22 protein-coding genes are annotated in these 24427 nt (G+C 69.3%); 9 read left to right on the forward strand and 13 right to left on the reverse strand.

All coding sequences use genetic code 11. The annotated features are described in order from the left end of the window. From ACFOWZ_RS43155 to ACFOWZ_RS43165, 3 genes are all read right to left on the reverse strand, one after another. Nucleotides 1–720 (reverse strand): aspartate/glutamate racemase family protein (locus ACFOWZ_RS43155; RefSeq protein ID WP_382379785.1); only part of this gene is annotated, 720 nt, incomplete at its 3' end. Next, nucleotides 717–2156 carry an NCS1 family nucleobase:cation symporter-1 gene (locus ACFOWZ_RS43160; protein ID WP_382379786.1) on the reverse strand — a complete coding sequence of 480 codons (1440 nt, stop codon included), beginning with the start codon at nucleotides 2154–2156 and terminating at the stop codon, nucleotides 717–719. The genes ACFOWZ_RS43160 and ACFOWZ_RS43155, both read right to left, overlap by 4 nt. 152 nt (nucleotides 2157–2308) lie before the next feature. Further along, a complete protein-coding gene (locus ACFOWZ_RS43165) occupies nucleotides 2309–3022 on the reverse strand; it encodes a GntR family transcriptional regulator (protein ID WP_382379787.1) in 714 nt (237 codons plus the stop codon). A gap of 124 nt (nucleotides 3023–3146) precedes the next feature. On the opposite strand from ACFOWZ_RS43165, the gene ACFOWZ_RS43170 reads away from it, so the two are divergent. After that, nucleotides 3147–3851, forward strand: a complete 705-nt coding sequence (locus ACFOWZ_RS43170; RefSeq protein ID WP_382379788.1) for a hypothetical protein — start codon at nucleotides 3147–3149, stop codon at nucleotides 3849–3851. A gap of 164 nt (nucleotides 3852–4015) precedes the next feature. Then, on the forward strand, nucleotides 4016–4855 hold the full coding sequence (locus ACFOWZ_RS43175; protein WP_382379789.1) for an SGNH/GDSL hydrolase family protein: 840 nt from the start codon (nucleotides 4016–4018) through the stop codon (nucleotides 4853–4855). Here the strand turns inward: ACFOWZ_RS43175 and ACFOWZ_RS43180 are convergent. The 3 genes from ACFOWZ_RS43180 to ACFOWZ_RS43190 all read right to left on the reverse strand — a co-directional run bounded on the left by ACFOWZ_RS43180 (nucleotide 4848) and on the right by ACFOWZ_RS43190 (nucleotide 9366). Then, a complete protein-coding gene (locus tag ACFOWZ_RS43180) occupies nucleotides 4848–5657 on the reverse strand; it encodes an SAM-dependent methyltransferase (RefSeq protein WP_382379790.1) in 810 nt (269 codons plus the stop codon). The genes ACFOWZ_RS43175 and ACFOWZ_RS43180 overlap by 8 nt on opposite strands. Nucleotides 5658–5712: 55 nt before the next feature. Continuing rightward, the gene (gene yicI, locus ACFOWZ_RS43185) at nucleotides 5713–7935 is read right to left on the reverse strand and encodes an alpha-xylosidase (protein WP_382379791.1); all 2223 of its coding nucleotides are present in this window, start codon (nucleotides 7933–7935) and stop codon (nucleotides 5713–5715) included. Between the two features lie 156 nt (nucleotides 7936–8091). Further along, nucleotides 8092–9366 (reverse strand): ROK family protein, encoded by a 1275-nt coding sequence (locus ACFOWZ_RS43190; protein ID WP_382379792.1) that lies wholly within the window; start codon nucleotides 9364–9366, stop codon nucleotides 8092–8094. Nucleotides 9367–9502: 136 nt separating this feature from the next. On the opposite strand from ACFOWZ_RS43190, the gene ACFOWZ_RS43195 reads away from it, so the two are divergent. Genes ACFOWZ_RS43195 through ACFOWZ_RS43220 form a run of 6 tightly spaced genes read left to right on the forward strand, consistent with a single transcriptional unit; the run spans nucleotide 9503 to nucleotide 17936 of the window. Then, nucleotides 9503–11161: an ABC transporter substrate-binding protein gene (locus tag ACFOWZ_RS43195; protein ID WP_382379793.1), complete on the forward strand. Its 1659-nt coding sequence runs from the start codon at nucleotides 9503–9505 to the stop codon at nucleotides 11159–11161. 2 nt (nucleotides 11162–11163) lie between these two features. Next, the gene (locus ACFOWZ_RS43200) at nucleotides 11164–12162 is read left to right on the forward strand and encodes an ABC transporter permease (protein ID WP_382379794.1); all 999 of its coding nucleotides are present in this window, start codon (nucleotides 11164–11166) and stop codon (nucleotides 12160–12162) included. Continuing rightward, nucleotides 12159–13928, forward strand: a complete 1770-nt coding sequence (locus ACFOWZ_RS43205) for a dipeptide/oligopeptide/nickel ABC transporter permease/ATP-binding protein (RefSeq protein WP_382379795.1) — start codon at nucleotides 12159–12161, stop codon at nucleotides 13926–13928. The genes ACFOWZ_RS43200 and ACFOWZ_RS43205 overlap by 4 nt, the downstream gene beginning before the upstream one ends. Beyond that, nucleotides 13925–14680 carry an ABC transporter ATP-binding protein gene (locus tag ACFOWZ_RS43210; RefSeq protein WP_382379796.1) on the forward strand — a complete coding sequence of 252 codons (756 nt, stop codon included), beginning with the start codon at nucleotides 13925–13927 and terminating at the stop codon, nucleotides 14678–14680. Before ACFOWZ_RS43205 ends, ACFOWZ_RS43210 begins: the two co-directional genes overlap by 4 nt. Beyond that, the gene (locus tag ACFOWZ_RS43215; RefSeq protein WP_382379797.1) at nucleotides 14677–17127 is read left to right on the forward strand and encodes a glycoside hydrolase family 2 protein; all 2451 of its coding nucleotides are present in this window, start codon (nucleotides 14677–14679) and stop codon (nucleotides 17125–17127) included. The genes ACFOWZ_RS43210 and ACFOWZ_RS43215 overlap by 4 nt, the downstream gene beginning before the upstream one ends. Beyond that, nucleotides 17124–17936 (forward strand): LacI family DNA-binding transcriptional regulator, encoded by an 813-nt coding sequence (locus ACFOWZ_RS43220; protein WP_382379798.1) that lies wholly within the window; start codon nucleotides 17124–17126, stop codon nucleotides 17934–17936. Before ACFOWZ_RS43215 ends, ACFOWZ_RS43220 begins: the two co-directional genes overlap by 4 nt. A gap of 56 nt (nucleotides 17937–17992) precedes the next feature. On the opposite strand, the gene ACFOWZ_RS43225 is transcribed toward ACFOWZ_RS43220, so the two are convergent. The 7 genes from ACFOWZ_RS43225 to ACFOWZ_RS43255 all read right to left on the reverse strand — a co-directional run bounded on the left by ACFOWZ_RS43225 (nucleotide 17993) and on the right by ACFOWZ_RS43255 (nucleotide 23819). Next, entirely contained in the window at nucleotides 17993–18817 is an 825-nt protein-coding gene (locus ACFOWZ_RS43225) for an SCO6745 family protein (RefSeq protein ID WP_382379799.1), read from the reverse strand. Nucleotides 18818–18837: 20 nt separating this feature from the next. Next, a complete protein-coding gene (locus ACFOWZ_RS43230; protein WP_382379800.1) occupies nucleotides 18838–19575 on the reverse strand; it encodes a class I SAM-dependent methyltransferase in 738 nt (245 codons plus the stop codon). 22 nt (nucleotides 19576–19597) lie between these two features. After that, nucleotides 19598–20251, reverse strand: a complete 654-nt coding sequence (locus ACFOWZ_RS43235; RefSeq protein ID WP_382379801.1) for a polysaccharide deacetylase family protein — start codon at nucleotides 20249–20251, stop codon at nucleotides 19598–19600. Nucleotides 20252–20467: 216 nt separating this feature from the next. Beyond that, nucleotides 20468–20980: a hypothetical protein gene (locus tag ACFOWZ_RS43240; protein WP_382379802.1), complete on the reverse strand. Its 513-nt coding sequence runs from the start codon at nucleotides 20978–20980 to the stop codon at nucleotides 20468–20470. Next, entirely contained in the window at nucleotides 20970–21821 is an 852-nt protein-coding gene (locus ACFOWZ_RS43245; RefSeq protein ID WP_382379803.1) for a thermonuclease family protein, read from the reverse strand. Before ACFOWZ_RS43245 ends, ACFOWZ_RS43240 begins: the two co-directional genes overlap by 11 nt. A gap of 181 nt (nucleotides 21822–22002) precedes the next feature. Beyond that, entirely contained in the window at nucleotides 22003–22869 is an 867-nt protein-coding gene (locus tag ACFOWZ_RS43250; RefSeq protein WP_382379804.1) for a DUF4394 domain-containing protein, read from the reverse strand. A gap of 80 nt (nucleotides 22870–22949) precedes the next feature. Next, nucleotides 22950–23819: a DUF4394 domain-containing protein gene (locus ACFOWZ_RS43255; protein WP_382379805.1), complete on the reverse strand. Its 870-nt coding sequence runs from the start codon at nucleotides 23817–23819 to the stop codon at nucleotides 22950–22952. 152 nt (nucleotides 23820–23971) lie between these two features. Between ACFOWZ_RS43255 and ACFOWZ_RS43260 the strand changes: the two genes are divergently transcribed. Beyond that, on the forward strand, nucleotides 23972–24406 hold the full coding sequence (locus ACFOWZ_RS43260; RefSeq protein ID WP_382379806.1) for a hypothetical protein: 435 nt from the start codon (nucleotides 23972–23974) through the stop codon (nucleotides 24404–24406). The last annotated feature ends 21 nt before the right edge of the window (nucleotides 24407–24427 follow it).

A 24427-nucleotide genomic window follows, 5' to 3' on the forward strand; every position in this document is an offset into this window, starting at 1 on the left:
GAAGTCCCGCAGCAAGCCCGCGTACCGCTTCGGCGGCGGGACGGCGAACTCGTCCCGCTTACCGGTGCGCAGACCCATTTCCACCAGGGCCTGCACGGTGAGAACGGCGGACTGGACGCCGTCGACCACGGGCACGCCGATCGCGCTCGCGATCGGCGCCGCCCAGTCCGTCATGCCCGCGCAGCCGAGGACCACCGCGTCCGCGCCGTCCTCCTCGACGGCGCGGGCGCAGGCGGCCGTGACGCGGTCGAGCGCGTCCGGATCGCGGTCGAGGTCCAGCACCGGGATGGCGCAGGCGTGCACGCCCCGGCACAGCCCGCGCATCCCGTAGCGTTCGGCGAGCTCCCACGCGCGGCCGCGGGTGCGGGACAACGTCGTCACCACGGTGAAGCCCCGCCCCAGGTAGGCAGCGGTGCGCATGGCGGCTTCGGCGATCCCCACGACGGGTCCGGCCGCGAGCTCCCGTGCCGCGTCGAGGCCGGGGTCGCCGAAGCACGCGACGACGTAACCGTCCACACCGGACCGTTCCCCGGCGGCGACCTCGGCCAGCAGACCGGGCACGCTGAGCGCCTCGTCGTAGTGGCTCTCGATCGACTCCGGGCCCATCGCCGGGCTCACCGCGTGCACGGTGGTGCCGGGCGCGGCCACGGCCTTGGCGGACCGCTCCACCAGCGCGGTCATGTCCGCACTGGTGTTGGGGTTCACGACCTTGACGATCATCGCTTGGAGGCCAGGGTGTACACGGCCAGGCCCACGATCATTCCGATGAACCAGGTGTACTGCGCGGCGGGCGCCAGCACGGGCACCAGCACCGGTGCCACCGCGACGACCGCACCGGCGACGGTCGCGGCGATCGCCTTCGGGTTGTAGCCCTTGCGGTAGTGGTAACGGCCGTCCGGGGACATCGTGAACAGGTCGTCCACCACCACCTTCTGCTTGCGCACCAGGTAGTAGTCCGCGATCAGCACGCCGAACAGCGGACCGATGAACGCGCCGAGCACCTCCAGCGTGTAGTGGATGACCTCCGGGCTGTTGTAGAGGTTCCACGGCGTGATGAGCACCGACCCGACGGCGGCGATCATGCCGCCCGCGCGCCAGCTGATCTTCTGCGGGCTGACGTTGGAGAAGTCGAACGCGGGCGAGATGAAGTTCGCCACGATGTTGATGCCGATGGTGGCCACGCTGAACGTCAAGGCGCCCAGCACGATCGCGAACGTGCTGTCGACGCGCGCGACCGTCTCGACCGGGTCCGTGATGAGCTCGCCGAACACCGGCAGCGTCAGCGACGTGGTCACGACCACGAGCACCGAGAACACCAGGAAGTTCACCGGCAGGCCGAGCACGTTGCCCCGCTTGACCGCGGCGAACGAGCGGCCGTAGCGGGAGAAGTCGCCGAAGTTCAGCATCGGGCCGGAGAAGTACGACACGACGAGGGCGATCGCGCCGAGCATGACGGGGATCGACGCCAGTCCGGTGTGGCGGACCTCGCCGAGGCTCAGGTCGATCGCGCCCCAGCCCGCCCGGTAGATCAGGTAGCCGGTGAGCACGAACATCACCACGTACACGGCGGGCCCGCAGAAGTCGATGAACCGGCGGATCGTCTCCATGCCGGTCCAGAACACCGCCGCCTGCACGAACCACAGCAGCGTGAAGGACGCCCAGCCGAGCAGCGGAAGCCCGAGGAACCCGTACTGCTGCACGTCCGCGTACGGCATCAGCGCCGGGAAGAGCTTGAGCAGCACCACGTTCAGCGCGGCCGACGCCAGGTAGGTCTGGATGCCGTACCAGGCCACGGCGATGAGCCCGCGGATGATCGCCGGCACGTTCGCCCCCAGCACGCCGAACGACGCGCGGCAGATGACCGGGTACGGCACACCCGTCACCTGGCTCGGTTTCGCGACCAGGTTGCAGAAGACGTTCACGATGCCGATGCCGACGAGCAGCGCCAGCAGCACCTGCCAGCTGGACAGGCCGAGCATGAACAGGCTGCCCGCGGTCACGTACCCGCCGACGCTGTGCACGTCCGACATCCAGAACGCGAAGATGTTGTACGAGCCCCAGGTCTGCTTCTTCAGCGGCGCCAGGTCCTCGTTGGTCAGACGCGGGTCGTACTGCGGCGTGGTGCCGATCGCCGGGCGGGAGACTGTATCGGTCATCACCGACTCCTCGTGAACCTCGGATGTGGTGCGAGCAGCCTGGTCCCGGCTTGTTACGCCGTCATGACGCGAACCGTATATCTTTCGCGGGGCAGCTCAGAGGGCTGTGAGGCGCCCTGCGGAGGACCGGAGGACGCGGTGCCGGCCGACCGTCAGTCGCCCTCGACCAGCAACCCCGTGTGACGAGGCAGCGCGGCCAGTGACGCCCGCAGCCGCCCGTGGTGCGCTCGCGCCGCCGCCACCAGCCCGTCCACGTCCCGCGCCAGGAACGCCGCGAGCATCTCCTCGTGGTCGCGGTGCATCTCCGCCTTCGCGCCGTCCGACACGTGCGCCATCGGCTGCACGGGTTCGGTGGTGTTCCAGGCCGACTCCAGCATCGCCAGCAGCCGGTGCATGCCGCACGGCCGGACCAGCGCGAGGTGGAACCGCCTGCTGTCGCGGTGGTAGCCGCGCACGTCGTGGGCCTCGATGGCCTGGCCGAGCGCCTCGTGGGTCGCGGTCGCCTCGACGTCGTCCTGCTCGGTCGCCGAGGCCACCGCGGCGGTCAGGGCCGCCACCTCCAGCACCTCGCGCACCACGTACAACTCGTGCAACTCGCGGGCGGTCAGCCTGGCGACGTGGTAGCCCAGGTTGGGCTGGTGCTCGACGAGGCCCTCGCCGATCAGGGTCTTGAGCGCCTCCCGCACCGGGATGCGGCTCACCCCGAACACCTGCGCGACCTCGTCCAGCGGGATCGGCGTGCCCGGCGGCACCTCGCCGTCGAGCAGGCACCGGCGCAGCTCCTCGAGGATGGACGCCTGGGACCCGCCCGGCTGGTCGCTGACCAGCCGGGCGATCAACGCAGAACGCTTCCGCGGGCCCGCCACGCCCAGCAGCGTAGGCCACCACCCGGCCGGTCGGCCGGTTTCCTCGTGGCCGGAGATCTCCTAGCCTGCGCTCATGCCATCTTGGAAAGCGCTATCCGTGCTTCTGGCACTTCAACTCGCGACCGTGGCCACGCCGGCCCTCGCGCATCCCTCCTCCTGCTCTCGCCCGGACGTGCTGTTCTGCGAGGACTTCCAGTCCGTCCCGCTCGGTGGCGCCACCAGTCTCAACTGGGGCGTCGACACGAGCCACGGCACGCTCACCGTGGAGAGAGCCCCACGCGGCCAACGGGTTCTTCACGTGCACACCGAGCGCAACGGACGTGCGTTCCTGAAGGTCGAGGACTTCGCGCCGCCCGGCAACAGCTTCTACGGCCGGGTGCGGCTCAAGGTCGACGCCTTCCCGCGCCAGCCCGACTGGGCCCACTACACCCTGATCGAGGCCACCGGCCAGGGCGCGGAGATCGTGCGGCCGCTCGGTGGCCAGTACGTGCCCACTGTGGACCGTGCGCTGTGGGGCGTGGGAGCCGACGGCGGGCCGACCGGTGACTGGACGAACTGGCGCGAGTCGGCGCCGTCCCGCGAGGACGTCTGGCAGTGCGTCGAGTGGCGGATGGACGCGACCGACAACCGGGTCGAGCTCTGGTTCGACGGCGTTGCCCAGCCGGACCTGACCGTGTCGACGCGCAGCCACGGCGGCAACCCCGTGGACTTCGTCTTCCCGCGGTTCAACACCGTGAAGTTCGGCTGGCAGCTCTACCAGCAGAATGACGGCGCGTACGACCTCTGGATGGACGACATGACGCTGGCCACCGAACGAATCGGCTGCTGAGTCCTCCCAGAGGATGCGGGCGCCTCGACGAGTGCGGGGCGCCCGCCTGTTGAGACGGTGAATTCCTTCTGCACCAAGGCATCGACGTCGATTCGATGCGATTGTCCGCATCGACATCCGGCCCTAACCTGGCTGTACGCGGCGATTCACCGAGGGAGACCACTGTGCGGAAAACCCTGCTGGCGGTGGCCGTTCTCGCGGTCCTGCCGTTCGTCACCGCCGCCGCTCCGGCGTCCGCGGACCAGCCCGACTGCGTCCCAGCGGCCGGCACCGCGTCCACGAGTGCCGCGAGCGTGAAGGTCTGGCTCGCCGGCGACTCGACGATGGCCGACCCGCGGTCGACCTGTCCTGTCGGTTGGGGCAGCCACTTCGACCCGCTGTTCTCCGACGACGTCACGGTCGTGAACGCCGCGGTAGCAGGTCGAAGCATCCAGACCTGGCTGTACGAGTCCAACGTGAAGAGCACGATGGACTCCGCCGGCGAGTGCGTGGTGAGCCCGAAGACGTTCCACCAGCGCTGGCTGACCATGCTCGACCCCGCCGGCGGGATGAAGGCCGGCGACTACCTGATGATCCAGTTCGGGATCAACGACGGCGACCGCAACTGCCCTCGGCACGTGGGTTCGGCGCGGTACAAGGAGCTCCTCGCCCTGATGGCCAAGGCGGCCAAGGACCGCGGTGTCACGCCGATCTTCCTGACGCCGGTGTCGGCGATCAGGTGCAGCGGCAGCACAGCGGTGGCCACCCGCGGCTTCCTGACCGAGACGTTCGACGCGGCCAGGAGCGCCGGCGTCACCGTCGTCGACCTGCACAAGCTGAGCTACACGCTCTACAACACGCTCAAGCTGTGCCCCAACGACGGTGACTACACCAAGGGCCCTGTCGGCGCCTTCTTCTGCAACGACCACACCCACTTCGAGGCAGCCGGTGCGAAGCAGATCGCCGGTGTGGTCGCGAAGGCCTTGCGCGACCAGCGAATCCCGCTGTCCAGCTACCTCAGGTGACCTTGCGTCCCACTGCGGCGAGGCCGGTGAACCGCTCGGGGTTCTCGTCGACCTCGTCGAGGTTCTCCGGCCGCCACAGCGGCAGGTACACCACACCCGGATCGACCAGCTCGAAGCCGTCGAACAGGGCCCGCACCTCGGTGCGTGAGCGCATGGACATCGGGGTCGCCGTGCGCTGGTACAGGGTCTGGTGCTCGTCCGCGCGCTGTGGTTGTCCTTCGTGCGTGGCGTGCGACATCACGAGGAAGCTGCCCGGCGCCATCGCCTCGCGGTAGCCCGCGACCACTGCGGCGGGGTCGTCGGCGTCGGGCACGAAGTGCAGGACCGCGACCATCATCACGGCCACCGGCTGGCTGAAGTCGAGCAGGCCGGTGACCTCGGGAAGCTGCAGCAGCAGGTCGGGACGGCGCAGGTCGGCCTGCACCACGGCCGTCCGCGGGTCGTCCTTGAGGATCGTGCGGCTGTGGGTGACGGCGACGGGGTCGATGTCGGCGTAGACCACCCGTGCGTCCGGCGCGGCCGCCCTGGCGACCTCGTGCACGTTGCCGGCGGTGGGAATGCCGGAACCGAGGTCGAGGAACTGGCGGATGCCGGCGGCGACGCAGAACCGCACCGCGCGCCGCAGGAACGCCCGGTTGGCCTGCATGATCAGGGGGAGGTCCGGCCACATCGCGATGGCCTGCTCGGCCATCTCGCGGTCGGCGGCGAAGTTGTGCGCCCCGCCGAGGTAGTAGTCGTACACGCGGGCCGCGCTGGGACGGCTGAGGTCGATGTCGCTGGGCACCGCCGACGGTTCCGGCATGCAGGTCCTCGCTTCCCGGGGCTGATCGAACCGACACGGTATCCGACCCGGCGCGTCACGGCCTGAGGTCCCTGACGGTGAGCGCGGTGCCGGGGACCGGATCCTCGCCCGGGAACTGGAGCTGCCACGCGGACGGCGATTCGGCCTCGACCTCGATCCGGTCGCCGGTGCGGCGCGTGCGGAACGTGGAGCCGCCGACCTCGGTCGTGATCTCGGCGCCGTCGTCGAGGTGGTGGATCCGCAACGTGACGCCGTCGGCGTAGTCGTAGTCCGGGCGGTCGTCGACGGCACCGAGCGGGAGGACGGTGTTCGGCCTGACCAGCAACGGCACGGTGAGGAAGTCGCATGTCATCGTTGTCCACCGGCCGCCGGGCACCTCGGCACCGGTGAAGAAGTCGGTCCAGGTGCCCTCGGGCACGTAGAAGGAGACCCGGCCGCTGTCGGAGAACACCGGCGCCACCAGCAGGCTGTCGCCGAGCATGTACTGCCGTTCGAGGTGCGTGCACGCCGGGTCGTCGGGGAACTCCAGCGCCATCGCCCGCATCATCGGCGTTCCGTCGGTGGCGGCCTGTGACGCCGCCTGGTGCAGGTACGGCATCAACCGGGCCTTCAGCTCGGCGAACACCCGCAGCACGTCGACGGCCTCCTCGTCGAACAGCCACGGCACGCGGTACGACCTGCTGCCGTGCAGGCGGCTGTGCGACGACAGCAGGCCGAACGCGATCCACCGCTTGAACAACGCCGGGTCGGGGGTGCCCTCGAAGCCGCCGATGTCGTGGCTCCAGTAGCCGAACCCCGACAGGCCCAGGGACAGCCCGCCGCGCAGGCTCTCGGCCATGGCCTCGTAGGTCGACTCGCAGTCGCCGCCCCAGTGCACCGGGAACTGCTGCGATCCCGCGGTGGCGGCACGAGCGAACACGACGGCCTCGCCGTCGCCACGACGTTTGCGCAGCACCTCGAAGACGGTCTGGTTGTAGAGGTAGGCGTAGTAGTTGTGCATCCGCTCGGGATCGGAGCCGTCGAAGTACACGACGTCGGTGGGGATGCGCTCGCCGAAGTCGGTCTTGAAGCAGTCGACGCCCTGGTCGAGCAGAGCGTCCAGTTTGGACGCGTACCACTCGCGGGCGGCGGGGTTGGTGAAGTCCACCAGCGCCATGCCCGGCTGCCAGAGGTCCCACTGCCACACGTCACCGTTCGGCCGCTTGAGCAGGAAGCCGCCTTCGATGCCTTCGGCGAACAGCGGAGATCGTTGTCCCACATAGGGGTTGATCCAGACCGAGATCCGCAGGTTCCGCGACTTCAGCCGGTCCAGCATGCCCACGGGGTCGGGGAACGTGCGCGGGTCCCACTCGAAGTCGCACCAGTTGTACTCGCGCATCCAGAAGCAGTCGAAGTGGAACACGCTGAGCGGCAGGTCGCGTTCGATCATGCCGTCGATGAAGCCGGACACCGTCTGCTCGTCGTACGACGTCGTGAAGGACGTGGACAACCACAGGCCGAACGACCACATCGGCGGCATCGGCGGCCTGCCGGTCAGGGCCGTGTACTTGCGCAGGATCTCCTTCGGGCTCGGGCCGTAGATCACGAAGTACTCCAGCGACTGCCCCTCGACGCTGAACTGCACGCAGGACACCTTCTCCGAGGCGACCTCGAACGACACGTGGCCCGGATGGTTGACGAACACCCCGTAACCCGCATTCGTCAGGTAGAACGGCACGTTCTTGTACGCCTGCTCGCTGCTCGTGCCGCCGTCCGCGTTCCAGATGTCGACCGTCTGCCCATTGCGCACCAACGGCCCAAAGCGCTCACCGAGCCCGTAGACGACCTCGCCGACGCCGAGAGCGAGCCGGTCGCGGACGTAGTGCCTGCCGTCCAGCGTCATGAAGCCCATGCCCTTGGCCGCGCTGGACGTCAGCACCTCGCCGCCGGCCGCGAACTCGACCTTCCAGTCGCGGCTCACCTTCACCTCCAGCGCGCCGGACGTGAGGGAGTCGCCGGTGAGGCGCACGTGGGGCTCTGTCCTGTCGAGGCCGAACTCCGGTTTCCTGGGGACCTCGCCCTCGAAGTGAGTCAGGCTCACCCCGATCACGTCCGGCATCGGCGAGGAGAACCGGACGGTCGCGACCGGGCCCTGCAGGAGGTCGCCGCGGTGCCGGATCGGGCGGGTCGGCGCGTGGACCACCAGCTCCCCCGCCGCCGGGGCGATGTCGTAGACCTCGACCGGATGCGCCGCCTGCACACCGTCGCGCAGCAGCCAGTAACCGTTGCTGAACTTCATTCGACCGCTTTCGCCGCTCGAATTCGAATCGAATCGCTTCGATTCTCTTTTGTCACGGGAAACACTAGCGATGACGTGCCTGGTGAGGAAGCCTCGAAAATTCCCCCGCATTCCCGTTCCCGAGGGAGATTTCCGGGTTCCGGCGGCCGTTCCCGATCAGCGCACGAACACCGGCGGCTCGTCGGCGGCCAGGTCGTCCGGCAGGTGCAGGCCCTTCTGCCGCGGCACGAGCTCGGACTGCAGCACGATCGCCGCGGCGCCGATCGCCGGTGCGGACGCGGCCGACGGCGACAACCGGACGGAGACGGGGTGGGCGTCGCGGGCGATGAACGCGGCGTCCAGTTCGGCGCGCAGGACCGGGAGGTAGACGGAGCCGGCGATGGCGAAGCTCGGGCCGGTCAGGACGAGCACTTCCAGGTCCAGGACGCCGGCCAGGGAGCGGGCGGCTACGGCTGTGTAGCGGGCGGAGCGTTCCAGGAGGGCCAGGGCTCGGGGGTTGCCGTGGCGGGCTGCTCGGCTGATGGCGGCGAAGTCGGAGGCGATGGGGGCGGCGGCGCGGCGCACTGCTGCGATGGGAGCGGAGCCCGCTCCGGCCGACGCACCAGCGCGCTTCCGACCACCCACCAGCCCGGCCGCCCGCCTCAACGTCCGATCCGCCCGAGCCTGCGCCACCACAGCCCCCGGCCCCGCCAATGCCTCCAGGCATCCCCTCGCCCCGCACCAACATTCCGGACCATCGACGTCCAGGCACATGTGCCCGATCGCGCCGGCGTGCCCACTCGGCCCCCGGTGCGTAGTCCCACCGAGCACCACCCCGGCACCGAGCCCAGTCCCCATGTACAGCGCGGCGAACGTCGCCGACGCCCCGACCCCACCGGACCAGTGCTCGCCGATCGCCGCCGCCGTCGCGTCGTTGTCCAGCACCACCGGCAACCCGGTCGCCCGTTCCAAAGCCTGACCGAACTCCTGAAGCATCGACGGGCGGGCAGACACCAGGCCCAGCCCGAGGATTCGATCGCGTTCGACACCCACGCTGTCGATCAGCGCGTCGACCTCACCGGCCATCAGAGCGACCACCGCGGTCTGGTCGTCGAGGCCGCGGCCCGCGCGTGAGATCCGGGCGACGACGGCGCCGCCGAGGTTGGTCAGGACGTACGTGATGCGTGCGTCGTCGAGGTGGACGCCGACGGCGTAGCGCGCGAAGTGGTTGAGCTGCAACATGACCCGGCGCTTGCCGCCGGTGGACTCGGCGTGGCCGGTCTCGGCCACCAGGCCCTCGTCGATCAGGCCGCGGACCACCGTGGAGATCGTGCCGCCGGTCAGGCCGCTGGCGTTGACCAGGCCCACCCGGCTGATCATGCCCGCCGCGCGGATCAGGTCCAGCACCGCCGCCCTGGTGCTGGCGTGGGTCACGCGCGCCGGTCGGCTCACCGCATTCCTCCGTCGAACGACGAACTTTCCTCATCGACAAGTCGTGACCAGTAAAGCACTCCGGAGCGTTGACTTTCTTTGTTTACCAACTGAAGAATCCTCGCCGCGAACCACCCAGCGGCGGGGAGGATCAACGATGCACAGGCGGCTTTGGGCACTCGGTCTGGCGGTGGTCGTGGCGGCGACCGCGGGCTGTTCAGGATCCGGCGGTGGTGGTCAGGCGAGGGACACGCTCGTCGTCTACACCGGGCAGGCAGGCGACTTCCAGCTCAACTTCAACCCCTACGCCCCCACCCAGATCGAGGGGCCCGGCACGATCTACGAGCCGCTGTTCTTCTACAACATCGCCAAGGACGCGCCGCCGAAGCCCATGCTGGGCACCGAGTTCAAGTGGAACGCGGACGGCACCGAGCTGTCGATCACCCTCAGGGACAACGTGACCTGGTCCGACGGCGAGAAGTTCACCTCCGAGGACGTGAAGTTCACGCTCGACATGGTCAGCAAGACCGCGGCCATCAACAAGACCGGCTTCAAGGGCACGACCACCGCACCGGACGACACCCACGTCGTCATCAAGTTCCCCGAACCGTCCTACATGGACGGACCGCAGGTGCTCGGCCAGCTCTGGATCATGCCCGAACACATCTGGAAGAACTACGCCACGCCGGCGACCGAGGTGAACCAGAACCCCGTCGGCACCGGGCCGTTCCAGCTCGGCGACTTCAAGGCGCAGTCGTTCACGCTCAAGGCCAACCCGAAGTACTGGGGCGGTGAACCCGCGGTCAAGCAGATCAGGTACCTGTCGCTGTCGGGCAACCAGGCCGGGGTCGACGCGCTGAAGGCCGGGTCCATCGACTGGCAGACCGGTCCGATCCCCGACATCAAGGACATCGAGAAGAACTACCCCGGCTACAAGGCCGTCACGCTGCCGCTCAACCAGGTCGCGCTGTTCACCTGCTCCAACGCGCAGCTGGGCTGCCAGGGCGCGCAGACCGATCCGGCCGTGCGCAAGGCGATCTACTACGGCATGAACCGCACGCAGATCAACTCGCTGGCGTTCCAGAACGTCAACAGCGAGATGTCGCCCGGTTTCACGCTCCAGCCGCGGGACACGTCGCTGCTGTCGAGCAAGCTGACCGACCGCATGGCGCCGATGAACCCGGACGTCGCCAAGGCCACCGAGCTGCTCACCTCCGCCGGGTACGCCAAGGGCCCGGACGGCATCTTCGCCAAGGACGGCAAGCCGCTCGCGTTGAGCGTCAAGGTGGTCGCGGGCTGGACCGACTACATCACCGCGCTGGAGACGCTGAGCCAGCAGCTGCTCCAGATCGGCATCAAGATCACGCCGCAGCAGCTGTCGTGGAACGAGTGGGCGGACGCGCGCGGACGCGGGCAGTTCGAGCTGCTGATCGACTCCGTGGAGCAGGGCCCGGCGCCCGATCCGTACTACACCTACAGCTACTTCTTCTCGACCGCGACGACGGCGCCGGTCGGGCAGGCGGCCAACCCGAACTTCGCCCGGTTCAGCAACGCGACCGTGGACAACGCGCTGGCCGAGCTGAAGAAGACCGACCGGGGCAACCCCGCGCGGCAGCCGTTCTACGACGCCATCCAGGTCGAGCTCGAGAAGGCGATGCCGTACATCCCGGTGCTGACCGGCGGAATCCCCAACGAGTACAACGACAAGGCGTTCACCGGCTGGCCGACCAAGGACGACCTCTACGCGTTCCCGGCGGTGTGGAAGCGGCCCGACGCCTCCCAGGTGTACATGAAGCTCAAGCCCGCCGGGAAGTAGCGATGAACTACTACGTGCGCAAGGCCGCCTTCTACCTGGCGGCCTTGTGGGCGGCGGTCACGCTGAACTTCGTCATCCCCAGGATGCTGCCGGGCAACCCCGTCGACATCCTGATGGCGAAGCTCCAGCAACGCGGCGGAAGTGTGGACCCCGCCGCCCGCCAGGCCTACGAGACACTGCTCGGCACTGGTGGCGGCGGCTCGGTCTTCAGCGAGTACGTCGCCTATCTGGGCAACCTGCTGCGCGGCGACCTGGGCGTGTCGGTCAGCGCGTTCCCGGCGAAGGTCTCCGACGTCATAGCGGACTCGCTGCCGTGGACCGTCGTGCTGGTCGGGCTCGCGACGCTGCTGTCGTTCCTGCTCGGCGTCGGGCTCGGCGCGCTCGTCGGCTGGAAGCGCGGCACCTGGCTCGACGCGCTGGTGCCCGCGACCACTGTGCTGTCGGCGGTGCCGTACTTCTGGCTGGCCCTCATCCTGGTCGCGCTGCTGTCGACCGGCCTGGGCTGGTTCCCGCTCAACGGCGGCTACGACGTGGTCCTCGATCCGGGCTGGAGCGGTGAGTTCATCGGATCGGCCATCTACCACGGCATCCTGCCCGCGCTGACGATCGTGATCTCCTCGGTCGGCGGGTGGCTGCTCGGGATGCGCAACATGATGGTCTCGGTGATGTCCGAGGACTACGTGCTGACCGCTCGGGCGAAAGGCCTCGAGGACAGCCGGATCATGATCCGGTACGCGGCCCGCAACGCCGTGCTGCCGTCGGTCGCCGGCTTCGCGATCTCACTCGGGTTCGTGGTGTCCGGGTCGATCGTCACGGAGCTGGTGTTCTCCTACCCCGGCATCGGGTCGAAGCTGCTGCAGGCCGTGCAGAACAACGACTACGCGCTGATGCAGGGGATCTTCCTGGTGATCACGATCGCGGTGCTGGGCGCGAACCTGGTCGTGGACCTGCTGTACGGGCTGATCGACGCCAGGACCAGGGATCGGAGCGTGGTGTCGTGACCAACCTCAGTCCGCTCACCGAGGTCGCTCCCGAAGCCCCGAGATCGCGCAACCGCTGGCGGGGCCTGCTGCCCCGCTGGTCGCCCAAACTAGCCGTCGGGCTCGGCCTGGCCGGTGCGATCGTCCTGTTCGGACTGATCGGGCCGCTCGTCACCGGTGACCCGGCCACGATCAGGGATTTCGGCCTCACACCACCCGGCGGCGAGCACCTCCTCGGCACCACGGTCACCGGCCAGGACATCCTCGCCCAGCTGGCCCACGCCACCCGCGGGTCGCTGCAGATCGGCCTGCTCGTCGGGATCATGGCGACCGTGCTGTCCGGTGTCTTCGGCGTCGTCGGCGCGTACGCGGGCGGGGTCGTGGACGAGATCTTCTCGTTGTTCTCCAACGTGATGCTGGTGATCCCCGGTCTGCCGCTGGTCATCGTCATCGCCGGGTTCGTGCCGCCGGACCAGCGCGGCACGGGGACGATCTCGCTGGTCCTCGCGATCACGGGGTGGGCTGCGGCCGCCCGCGTCCTGCGCGCGCAAACGTTGTCGTTGCGCAACAGGGACTACGTGGCCGCGGCGCGCGTCTCCGGTGAGAAGACCTGGCGGGTGATCTGCGTCGAGATCCTGCCGAACCTCCTGCCGATCCTCGCCTCGCAGTTCGTGTTCGCCGTCGTGCTGGCCATCCTCAGCGAGGCGGGCCTGTCGTTCCTGGGCCTCGGCGCGGCCAACTCGTCGACGCTCGGCACGATGCTCTACTACGCCCAGAACGGCTTCGCGCTGCAACGGGACGCGTGGTGGTGGTTCGTCCCGCCCGGGCTGATCATCGCCCTGTTCGGCGGTGCGCTGGCGTTGATCAACTTCAGCATCGACGAGATCATCAACCCCGACCTGCGCGATCGTGCGCGGCGCGAACGGGACGTGGTGGCGGTCGAGACCGACACCGCGCCCGGCGAGCAGGACGCCGTGCTGACGGTGAAGAACCTCAACGTCGTGTACCAGTCCGACACACCCGTGCACGCGGTCAAGGACGTGTCGCTGACGTTGCGGCGAGGCGAGATCCTCGGCCTGGCAGGGGAATCCGGCTGCGGCAAGACGACCCTCGCGTATGCGATCAACCGCCTGCACCGGCCACCGGCCGAGGTCACGTCGGGCTCGGTCACGTTCCACGACCGCGACGGTGAGGACGTCGACGTCCTCGCGCTGGCACCGGAGGAGCTCAGGGCGTTCCGCTGGGTCAAGCTCTCCATGGTGTTCCAGGGCGCCATGAACGCGCTGAACCCCGTCACCCCGATCCGCGCGCAGCTCCAGGACGTCCTGCGCACCCACCGTCCCGGCATGCCGGCCTCCGACCGCGAGAAGCGGTGTGCGGAGGTGCTCCGGCTCGTCGGGGTCGACCCGGCCAGGCTCGGTTCGTTCCCGCACGAGCTGTCCGGCGGGATGCGGCAACGCGTCATGATCGCCATGGCGCTGCTGCTCGACCCGCAGGTCATGATCATGGACGAACCCACCACCGCGCTGGACGTGCTGGTGCAGCGCGAGATCCTCAACGAGATCCGGCGGCTGCGCGACGAGCTGAGCTTCGCGGTCGTGTTCATCACCCACGACCTGCCGTTGCTGCTGGAGCTGAGCGACCGCATCGCGGTGATGCGCGACGGCGAGGTCGTCGAGTACGCGGACGCCGAGGAGATGTACCTGCGGCCGCGGCACCCGTACACGCGGGAGCTGCTGGCGTCGTTCCCCGGCCTGAACGACGACCGAGGAGCACTGATCCGATGACCACGCTGGAAGTCCGCGACCTCAGCAAGACCTTCCACAAGCTCCGCGCGGTCGACGACGTCTCGTTCACGCTCACCCCCGGCCGCACGGTGGCGCTGGTCGGCGAGTCCGGGTCCGGCAAGTCGACGGTCGCCAGGATGATCGCCCGCCTGGTCCGCCCCACCTCCGGCGAGATCCTGCTGACCGGGTCCGACGGCGAACCGGTGCCGCGCAAGGCCTATCGCGACCACGTGCAGATGATCTTCCAGGACCCGTTCGCCTCGCTCAACCCGTTCCACACCGTCGAGCACCACCTCGTCCGGCCGCTGCGGCTGCACGGACGTTCTGGCACCGAGGTACCGCACCTGCTGGAACGGGTCAGCCTCCCGCCGGACTTCGCGCACCGGCGGCCGCACGAGCTGTCCGGCGGGCAACGGCAGCGAGTCGCCATCGCCCGCGCGCTCGCGCCGGGCGCCAAGGTGATCATCGCCGACGAGCCGGTGTCCATGCTGGACGTCTCGATCCGCCTGGGAGTGCTCAAGCTGATCGCCCGCCTGCAACGCGAGGAGAACCTCGCCGTCCTCTACATCACGCACGACCTCGCCACCGCACGGCACTTCTCCGACGAGGTGCTCGTGATGCACCGGGGCCGGATCGTCGAGCGCGGGCCGAGCGACGAGGTGCTCACCCGTCCAGAAGCCCCCTACACGCAACAACTCGCCGCAGCCGCACCCGATCCGGACGCCCGGTTCCGCCAGGGAGGACAGCCTTGATCCGCCAACACCTGCACGACGGCTGGCAGCTGACCGCGACCACGAACGAGGTGCCGGACAACATCAGGGGCAGGACAGTGCCCGCGACCGTGCCCGGCAGCACCCACCTCGACCTGCTCGCGTCCGGGCTGATCACCGACCCGTTCCTCGACCGGGCCGAGACCGAGCTGACCTGGATGCACCGCACGGACTGGCGCTACAGCACCACTTTCCTCGCCGCCGCGGTCGCGCAGGGCCAGCGCGTGGACCTCGTGTTCGACGGCCTCGACACCATGGCCACCGTGGAGCTCAACGGACATGTGCTCGGCCACACCGCGAACATGCACCGGACCTACCGGTTCGACGTCCGCGAGTCCCTGTTCGACGGCGGCAACGACCTCGCGGTGTCGTTCTCGTCCGCGCTGGCGCACGCCGAAAAGGTCGAGGCCGGTCTCGGACCCCGCGCCCACGTGAACGCCCACCCGTTCAACATGATCCGCAAGATGGCGTGCAGCTTCGGCTGGGACTGGGGCCCGGACCTGCAGACCGCCGGCATCTGGCGGCCGGTGCGGCTGGAGCGCTGGCACACCGCGCGGCTCGCTCGGGTGCGGCCGGTCGTGACCGTCTCCCCGGACGGGACAGGGCACGTCGAACTGCACACCGACCTGGAGTGGGCCGCACACGAGGACCTGACGCTGCACATCGCCGTCGGCTCGCGCGAGCACACCGTCGCCGTCCCCGCCGGGCAGGAGACCGTGGTGGCCCGCGTCGACGTCCCGGACGTCGACCTGTGGTGGCCCACGGGGTACGGCGACCAACCGCTCTACGACCTGGACGTCGCGCTGCACGGGCGATCGTCCGTTGTGGACGTCGTGCGCCGGCGGATCGGGTTCCGCACGATCGTCGTGGACACGACACCGGACGAGATCGGCACACCGTTCACAGTGGTGGTGAACTCCAAACCGGTCTTCGTCAAGGGCGCCAACTGGATTCCCGACGACCACTTCCTGACCAGGATCACTCCCGAACGGCTGGCGCGACGCGTGGACCAGGCCTTGGGCGCGCACGTCAACCTGCTGCGCGTGTGGGGTGGCGGGATCTACGAGTCCGACGACTTCTACGACATCTGCGACGCGCGCGGTGTCCTGGTGTGGCAGGACTTCCCGCTCGCTTGTGCCGCGTACCCCGAGGAAGAACCGGTGCGCGGTGAGCTGGAGGCCGAGGCCCGCGAGAACGTCTCGCGCCTGATGTCGCACGCCTCGCTCGCGCTGTGGAACGGCGGCAACGAGAACCTGTGGGGCTTCGCCGACTGGGGCTGGCCCTGGCAGCTGGAGGGCAAGACCTGGGGCCTCGGTTACTACGACGAGCTGCTGCCGGGGATCGTCGCCGAGCTCGACCCGACCCGGTTCTACTGCCCCAGCAGCCCGTACAGCCCGGTCGAGGGCCTGCACCCGAACGACGAGAACCACGGCACCCGGCACGAGTGGCAGGTCTGGAACGAGGTCGACTACACGCACTACCGCGACCACGTGCCCCGGTTCTGCGCGGAGTTCGGCTTCCAGGGCCCGCCGACCTGGTCGACGCTGACCCGGTGGATCCACGACCAGCCGCTGACGCCGACGTCACCGAGCTTCCTGACGCACCAGAAGGCCGAGGACGGCAACGGGAAGCTCGACCGCGGCCTCGCGGCACACCTGCCCGTTCCGCGGGAGTTCCCGGACTGGCACTGGGCCACGCAGCTCAACCAGGCACGTGCGGTGAGCTTCGGCATCGAGCACTTCCGCTCGTGGTGGCCGCGCACGGCGGGCGCGGTCGTCTGGCAGCTCAACGACTGCTGGCCGGTCACGTCGTGGGCGGCGATCGACAGCGAGGAACGCCTGAAGCCGTTGTGGTACGGGCTGCGGCACGCGTTCGCGCCGCGGCTGCTGACCTTCCAGCCGCGCGACGAACGGCTCGTCCTCGTCGCCGTGAACGACCACGACGAGCCGTGGGACGCGCACATCACCCTGGACCGGCAGAGCTTCCGGGGCGTTACCCTGCACCTGACCAGACTGCGCCGGAAGGTGCCGCCCCGGTCGGTCGTCGAGCTCTACCTGGACGAACCGCTGCGGCAGCCGGTGAACGCGGATGCGGAGGTGATGGTGGCGACCACCGCCGAGGCCCGCGCGATCCTGCCGTTACTGCCCGACTCGCAGCTCGCCTACCACCCGAGGCCTCTCGACGCGCGGGCAGAAGCCGTGCGCGGTGGGTACGAGGTGGAGGTGCGCGCCAACTCGTTCGCCCAGGACGTCGCGATCCTGGCCGACCGGGTCGCGCCCGACGCCGTCGTGGACGACATGCTCGTGCCGATGCTCGCCGGAGAGGTCCGCGTCTTCGGCATCCGCACCGGCGCCACCGTCGATCCCGCTGCCTTCACCGACCCGCTGGTTCTGCGCTGTGCCAACGATCTCGGCGCGGTCGGGTCGTGATCGGCGCGGTCGGGCTCGTGCTGGCCAGGCCCGCGCGGCTGCTGGGTGTCGAGCCGTTCTTCATGGAGTTCATCGCGGGGATCGAGGAACGGCTCGCCGAACGCGACCTCTCGGTGCTGCTGCACGTGGTGGCGGACCACGAGGCCGAGATCGCCGCCTACCGCCGCTGGGCGGCGCGCGGCCTGGTCGACGCGACAGTGGTGGTCAACCCGGTGGTGGACGATCCGCGGCCGGCCGTGTTGCGGGAACTGGGACTTCCCGCCGTCGTCGTCGGGGACGGCGGCGGGTTGCCCGATGTCCGCACCGACCACAGCGGCCCGGTGCTGGAAGCCCTCGGCCACCTGCTGGACCTGGGCCACCGGCGGATCGCGAGGGTCACCGGGCCGTCCGCCCTGCAACACACGCAGGCGCGCACGGCCGCGTTGCTCTCGCGCTGCCCGGAAGCCGTGATCGTCGAGGGCGACTACTCCGAGGAGGCGGGCGCCAAGCTGACCACCGCGCTGCTGAACCTCGCGGAACCGCCCACCGCGATCCTCTACGACAACGACGTGATGGCCGTGGCGGGTCTGGTCGCGGCGACGTCGTCCGGTGTGGCGGTGCCGTCGCAGCTCAGCCTCGTGGCGTGGGACGACTCGACGTTGTGCCGTTTGGCTTCCCCTGCGCTGACGACGATGAGCGTGGACGTGCACCAGTTCGGCGTGCTGGTGGCGGAGTCGGTGCTGGAGTGCGCCGACGGTGTTCCGGTGGTGCCGCGGTGGTCTCCTGCTGCGCGCTGTGTGCCGCGCGGTACTACGGCACCGGCGCCGTAACGCTCACGGGGGCGGGCTGATCCCGCCGCGCACCACGTCCCACGCGGCACAGTTCCTCACTGCGATCCGGTTTCCACCAGCCTCGCGCTGATCGGTTCGAGCTCCGCGACCAACTCGTCGAGCTCAGCCGGAGTGAGTGCCTCGTACGGCGCGGCCGCGAGCTCGTCGGTGAGGGTTTCGATGCGCTCTTGGAGTTCGCGACCGGCGTCGGTGAACCGGCCGTCCGCGTCGACGATCCCGCGCTTCCGCAGGCCCTCCACCACTTCGGCGAGCCGCTTCTTCGGCAGGTGGTGGATGCGCCCGAACGACTCGGGCGGGTGGATGCCCATGGCGATGGCGGAGAGCACGTGGGCCTCGGTGCCGCCGACCCGTGCGCCGACGAGAGCGGCGATGTGCCCGTCGCCGCGGTGTTCGCGCAGCATGGTCGCGGAGTGCCACAACCGGGCGACCGGGTCGCTCGGCACCTCGACGGTGCGCATCCCCGCGTACATCACCCTTCCTTCCGTGGGCGCGCTCGTCGCGGCTTTCGTGGTCAGGTCGGCGGCGCGCACCAGGCCAGGAGTGTCCGCGAGGTCGCCGAGGATGCGGCGCAACGAGGCCGCGCTGCCCCGTTCCCGGGCGGCGACGGACGCCTCGGGCGGGATCGTCTCCCACGCGCTCGGGATGTGCCGCGCGGCCTCACCGTCGGCGAAGTTGTAGAAGGCCGCGTGCACGACCTCCGCCCGCACCCGTCCCAGCGGTGCGGCTCGGCTCGCGAAGTACCCGTCCCAGTAGGTGCGGTGGCCGAGCGCGGCCAGTTCCTCGTTGCACTCGTCGGCGAAGAACGTGACCAGGCAGATCGGTTCCAGGAGCTCGTGCAGGCGACGGGCGGTGCGGGACATGGCCTTCATCGTGCCAGCGATCACCGCGGCTTGCGGGCGAGCAACGTGAACGTGTTCGGCAGCCTTCCCCGCCACGCCGCCGCGTCCAGGTCGCCCCACCGGTAGAACGGCTCCGCGTGCTCGGCGACGTGCCGCAGTTCCAGCCCGGCGCCGAGCACCGCGGTGATGATCCCGGCCAGCGTCGTCTGGTACTCCACCGCGCCGCCTGCGGGAAAGGTGTCGTTGACGTGCGACCGCTCGAAGTATCCGCGATCCGGCCGGATGCGGGGCTCGTCCTCGTCCCACGTCCACAGCGGCACCAAGGGGTGTGCCTCGAGCACGAAGAGGTGCCCGCCCGGCCGCAGCAGCCGTGCGACGTCCTCGGCCCAGGAACCGAGGTCCGGCAACCAGATCAACGCGCCCTTGCCGGTGTAGACGAGGTCGGCGCATCCGTCCCGCAGCGGCGCTCCGGGCAGCTCCGCGATCACGTACCGGCAGTTGACGCCCAGTTCGTCCGCTCTGCGTTGCGCTGCCGTGACCGTGACGGAGCTGAAGTCGACGCCGACCACGGACCGGGCGCCCTCCGCCACGAGTGCCAGGTCGTCCAGGCCGTGGCCGCTCTGCAGGTGCACCACGGCAGGCGCGTCAGCCAGCAACGGCCGCAGCACCTCCAGTTCGACCGCGGTCAGGGACGAGGAGTACCTGGCCTGGTCGAGAAGTTCATGGTGCTCCTGGACGTACTTGCCCGACGCCGCTTCCCACGCGCTCCGGTTCCCCATGGTTCCACTGTGCACGAACCGATCAGGCCGGCGCCACGGCTCGTCCGGTCTGCGGGGAGATCATGCCCGCGCACAGGCCGCGGCTCGCCAGCACCTGTGCGATGCGGGGAATCGCGGCGAGCGTGTTGGCCGGGCCGTCGTGCATGAGGATCACCTGGCCGTTGGTGAGTCTTCCGTTCGCCTGCACGATCGCGTCGACGCTCGCGTTGTTCCAGTCCTGCGAGTCGACGTCCCAGAGGATCTGCCGCAGGCCGTACTGGGTCGCGACGGACTGCACCGTCGCGTTCGTCCCGCCGTACGGGGGACGGAACAGCTTCGGCGTGCCACCACCGGCGGCGGCGATCGCCCGCTGGGTGCGGGAGATCTCCGAGTCGACCTGCGCCCTGGCCATCTGGTCCAGGTGCGGGTGGGTGTAGCTGTGGTTGCCGACCCACATGCCGGCGCTCACCTGCGCGCGGACCAGCGCGGGATTGGCGGCGGCCGCCTGGCCCACGTTGAACATGGTGGCGCGCAGGCCGTTCTGCCGCAGCGCGTTGAGCAGGCTCTGCGTCTTGGTCGTGGGGCCGTCGTCGAACGTGAGCCCGACGTACCCGTTGCAGGCGGCGGCACTCGCCTGGCCCGAGCCGACGACGCTCGCCGCGGCCAGCACGACGGCGGCGAGGAATCTGGTGTGCACGAGTGAGATCTCCTTCAATGCCTGTGCGCATTCACGGAAAGGCGGCGGAGAACTGGCGGTTTCGGTCAGCCACAAGCACTTTAGCGCGCACGGCAAGGAGGGCGTGCGTTCGATCGAATTCGAAGCGACGTTCGACTGTTCGACTGCCGTCCACATCGGACCGGCCGAAACGGGAGGCCCGATGCTCGTTCACGAATTTCGAACCGGTCGAACGCGTCAGCTGAGCAGCTCCACGACGTGCAGCACGTGGTCGCGCGCCCACGTCCGGTGCGATCCACCGTGCAGCGTCACCAGGAGTTCCTCCCCCGACGTCACCGCGACCACCTGGCCGACCGGCCCGATCGTGCCGTACAGCCGGATCAGGTCGCCCGGCGTCAGCTCGTCGGCGCGCTTGGTCGCGATGTTGCGCGCCGACGAAGCCGGCCGCACGAGCACGGTGAACAGCCACCACGAAATGCCGCACACCGCGGGTGTCGTGATCACCAGGACACCCGCGACGACCGGCCTGCTGGTGATCACCGCGGCCGCGCCGACCAACGACCACAGCAGGCCTGTGAACGCGGCGATGTGCGCCGAGCTCACCGGGTGGTGGCCGATCTGGAGCCATCCCGTCGTGCGCACCCAGCCCTCCTTGGTCAGCCCGCGCGGCGGCCTGCCGTCGTCGAGACCGGGCACCAGGCCGGCGGAGGTGGGCTTGCTGAACAGGTCGATGCTGCTGTCAGTCGGCACGTCGCCACCTCAGCTGGTTCTTGCCGTTGCGGGCACAGACCATCTCCTCGCCGCTCGGAGACTTCTTCCGCGCGCCTTCCTCGAAGCACCGCCGGCCCAGCAGGATGCCGGTCAGCGTCGTCTCGGACGTCGTCGTCGTGGTCTCCGGCTCCTCCGGCTCAGGCGATTCGGACGTTTCCGGCGCAGGCGGGGTGGTCGTCGTCGTCGTGGTCGGGGCCGGAGACGACGAGGTCGAGGACGGCGTGCTGGAGGCCGTCTCCGCACCCGGAGCGCAGCCGACCGACCACAGACCGCGGTGTTGCTGACGCGCCGCGGACTCGACGGGCGCGAGCTCGTCGCGGGCCGACAGGTCCGCCGGCACCACGCCGTCGCCCACCACGGTCTGCGCGTAGTCCGCACCGTCCGGCAGCCGCACGTCGACCGCGATCCGATCGTCACCGGACCCGGCGTCCTTCCGGACGGTGAGTCGCACGTTCTTGCCCAGCAACAGGTTCTGGGCGGCGGCGAGGGACTCCGACAGCCAGCACTGTCCCGCGGGGCGCACCCCGGCGACACGAGCGTGGAAGGAGAGTCCCGTGGCGGGCTCCACGCCTTCGAACCGATCCACATCGGACACGCTGCGGACCGTCACCTCGAAGGAGTCACCCCGGTGCAGGGCCTTCCGGGGCTCGGCGTCGGGCGCCGGGACGTCGGCGCTCATGAACCCGGCCGCGCCCGTCGTGGCGAGCGCGGTCAGAACCCCGAGGCCCATGATCGTGAGCCTGGCGGGCTGGCTGGTCTGCCACCAGAAACGGCGGACGGCCCCCGGCCGCGTCGTGGTGGACTCTGATGTGCTCGGCAAGGGCGGTTCCCGATCCGTGAGAGTCGTACGGTCTGGTATACGGGAGGTCCGCCGGAAATGTTCAATCGATCAACCGCCTATGTTTCACAGAACGCCGTGTTATTGCTTCCGCACACGTCCGGAGACACCGGAGAGCACCACCCGTGACCGGATGGTGCTCTCGTCCCCTGAAACAGGAAAGTCAGTATCCGTTGAGCGAGACGGCCAGATCGGCGATCGGCAGCGGGAACTGGCCGACGACGGTCGCCGCGCCGCTCAGCAGGTTCACGGTGTACAACGACGCCGAGCCGCTCGGCGCGACCAGGGTCGCGAACCCCGCCGCGGAGACCGCTTTCCCACCGCTCAGCGTGCTGAAGATGTCGAAGCCCGCGTTGGCACCGGCGTCCACGCCGAGCTTGCCGGTGGCGGACAGCAGGCCGTTGTTCGCCGGTGACTGGACGAGCACCTCGTCGGTGGCCGTGCCGATGTCGAACAACGTGGTCGCGGTGTCCGCGTTCAGGTCGTTGTTCGTGTACGCGACCGCCGTGACGCCCCTGGTCGGTCCGAGGGCGGGCGGGGTGGACAGGAAGGCGTCCTCGGTCGTGGTGTTGTCGCCGAGGTTGTGCCGGAGGTTCTGGCCGGTGTCGCCGACCACCCGGAGCCGGTCGGCCGCCGGGTTGAAGTCCACCCCGAAGTTCGTGCCGTACAACGGGACGGTCAGCTGCGAGACCTTGGTGATGACCGGGTCGGGCTGCGACGGCGGGTTGGGGAGCTTGACGGAGTAGATGCCGCCCTTGTTGCCCACCAGGTACATCAGCCCGTCCTGAACCCGGAAGTCCAGCCCGATCGCCGACGTGTCACCGGAGAAACCCTGGATCTGTCTGACCCAGTCCAGCACCTGCGGCTTGTCCGTCGTGAACGTCACCATCAACGTGCCGTCCGCCGAAATTCCGAACGCCCTCAGGCCAGAAGGCTGAGCGACACTGCTCCCGCTGCTCGCCACGACGGCCGCGGCCATCGACACCACCACGGCCGCCGCAGCGACTCCCCGCTTGATCCGCGCCTTCATCAGCCCACTCCCCTGTGCGAAGAACCTTGCGGCACAAGCTATTCGACAGGTCTGGACATCTACTGGACGCGCGCGGAAGATCAACTCCCGGTCAGCGAGATGGCCAGGTCGGTGATCGCCAGCGGGAACTGCCCGATGCTGGTCGCCGTGCCGCTCAACAGGTTCACGCTGTACAACGACGACGAGCCGTTCGGTGCGACGAGAGTGGCGAACCCGGCCACCGACACGGCCTTGCCACCGCTCAACGTGCTGTAGATGTCGAAGCCCGCGTTGGCACCGGCGTCCACCGTGAGGCTGCCGGTCGGCGCCAGAATTCCGTTGTTGGCGGGCGACTGGATGAGCACCTGGTCGCTCGTGGTGCCGATGTCGAACAACGTGGTCGCCGTGCCGGGGTCGAGGTCGTTGTTCGTGTACGCCGCCGCGGTGACGCCCTTGGTCGCCCCCGTCGTGGGCGGTGTGGAAAGAGCGGTGTCCGCGACGGTGGTGTGCGTGTTGAGGTCGTGGCGCAGGTTCTGGCCGTTGTCACCGACCACCCGGAGCCGGTCGGCCGCCGGGTTGAAGTCCACCCCGAAGTTCGTGCCGTGCAGCGAGACCGTCAGCTGCGAGACCTTCGTGACGACCGGGTCCGGCTGCGACGGCAGGTTGGGCAGCCGAACGGAGTAGATGCCACCCTTGTTGCCCACCAGGTACATCAACCCGTCCTGCACCCGGAAGTCCAGCCCGATCGCCGCCGTGTCACCCGAGAAACCCTGGATCTGTCTGACCCAGTCCAGCACCTGCGGCTTGTCCGTCGTGAACGTCGCCATCAACTTGCCGTCCGCCGAGATCCCGAACGCGCGCAGACCCGCAGCCGGAGCGGCGTGGCCCCCGGTGGTCCCCGCCAGGGTGGCGGCCACCACCGACGTGACCACCGCGGCCGCGGCGACAACCCGCTTGGTTCGAACGTTCATCAGCCCTCACTCCCTGTGGAATCACCTTGCGCCACAAGCTATTGGGCTGGACTGGACGTCGATTGGACGTCGGTTGGACGTGCCGCGCCGGCCTCTTGCGCACATCCGCTGACAGGCACCACATTGGAGGCCACACGAACTCGGGGGGCGCCATGAAGGTCAGGGTGGCAGCGGTGGGCCTGGCGGCGGTCGTCGCGGGGATCTCGCTCACCACGGGCACCGCGACCGGCGCGACGGAGACGACGTGCTCGACGCCGGTCCTGACGTCCGCGCCGGTGCACCTCACGGATCCCGGCCGGTGGAGCTACACCTACCACGTCTCCTGGTGCGTGGAGGGCGGACGGATCACCGACATCACCCAGCACATCGCCCACGAGGAGGACGGCAGCACGTGCGTCTGGGTGGCGAACCAGGAGGAGTCGAAGACACCTGTTCCGGACGGCAGCGGGGCCTGGGACTCGTTCAACATGGTCGAACTGTCCTGCAAGGACGGCACCGGCAAGCCGGGCAGCGTCAACCCGTGGGGTGTCATCACCGTTCGGCCGGACGGCACCAGCACCGTGCTGCGCAAGGGAATCGCAACGTGACCCAGAAGCAAGCAGGTAGCC

Source organism: Lentzea rhizosphaerae, from assembly GCF_042649515.1.
Classification (GTDB): Bacteria; Actinomycetota; Actinomycetes; order Mycobacteriales; family Pseudonocardiaceae; genus Lentzea; species Lentzea aerocolonigenes.

What these genes read in the sequence shown, in the direction of transcription:
- ACFOWZ_RS43160 (WP_382379786.1), bottom strand. Translation starts at nt 2,156, where the DNA reads ATGACCGATACAGTCTCCCGCCCGGCGATCGGCACCACGCCGCAGTAC.
- ACFOWZ_RS43180 (WP_382379790.1), bottom strand. Translation starts at nt 5,657, where the DNA reads ATGCCGGAACCGTCGGCGGTGCCCAGCGACATCGACCTCAGCCGTCCC.
- yicI (WP_382379791.1), bottom strand. Translation starts at nt 7,935, where the DNA reads ATGAAGTTCAGCAACGGTTACTGGCTGCTGCGCGACGGTGTGCAGGCG.
- ACFOWZ_RS43195 (WP_382379793.1), top strand. Translation starts at nt 9,503, where the DNA reads ATGCACAGGCGGCTTTGGGCACTCGGTCTGGCGGTGGTCGTGGCGGCG.
- ACFOWZ_RS43200 (WP_382379794.1), top strand. Translation starts at nt 11,164, where the DNA reads ATGAACTACTACGTGCGCAAGGCCGCCTTCTACCTGGCGGCCTTGTGG.
- ACFOWZ_RS43210 (WP_382379796.1), top strand. Translation starts at nt 13,925, where the DNA reads ATGACCACGCTGGAAGTCCGCGACCTCAGCAAGACCTTCCACAAGCTC.
- ACFOWZ_RS43225 (WP_382379799.1), bottom strand. Translation starts at nt 18,817, where the DNA reads ATGTCCCGCACCGCCCGTCGCCTGCACGAGCTCCTGGAACCGATCTGC.
- ACFOWZ_RS43230 (WP_382379800.1), bottom strand. Translation starts at nt 19,575, where the DNA reads ATGGGGAACCGGAGCGCGTGGGAAGCGGCGTCGGGCAAGTACGTCCAG.
- ACFOWZ_RS43250 (WP_382379804.1), bottom strand. Translation starts at nt 22,869, where the DNA reads ATGAAGGCGCGGATCAAGCGGGGAGTCGCTGCGGCGGCCGTGGTGGTG.
- ACFOWZ_RS43255 (WP_382379805.1), bottom strand. Translation starts at nt 23,819, where the DNA reads ATGAACGTTCGAACCAAGCGGGTTGTCGCCGCGGCCGCGGTGGTCACG.
- ACFOWZ_RS43260 (WP_382379806.1), top strand. Translation starts at nt 23,972, where the DNA reads ATGAAGGTCAGGGTGGCAGCGGTGGGCCTGGCGGCGGTCGTCGCGGGG.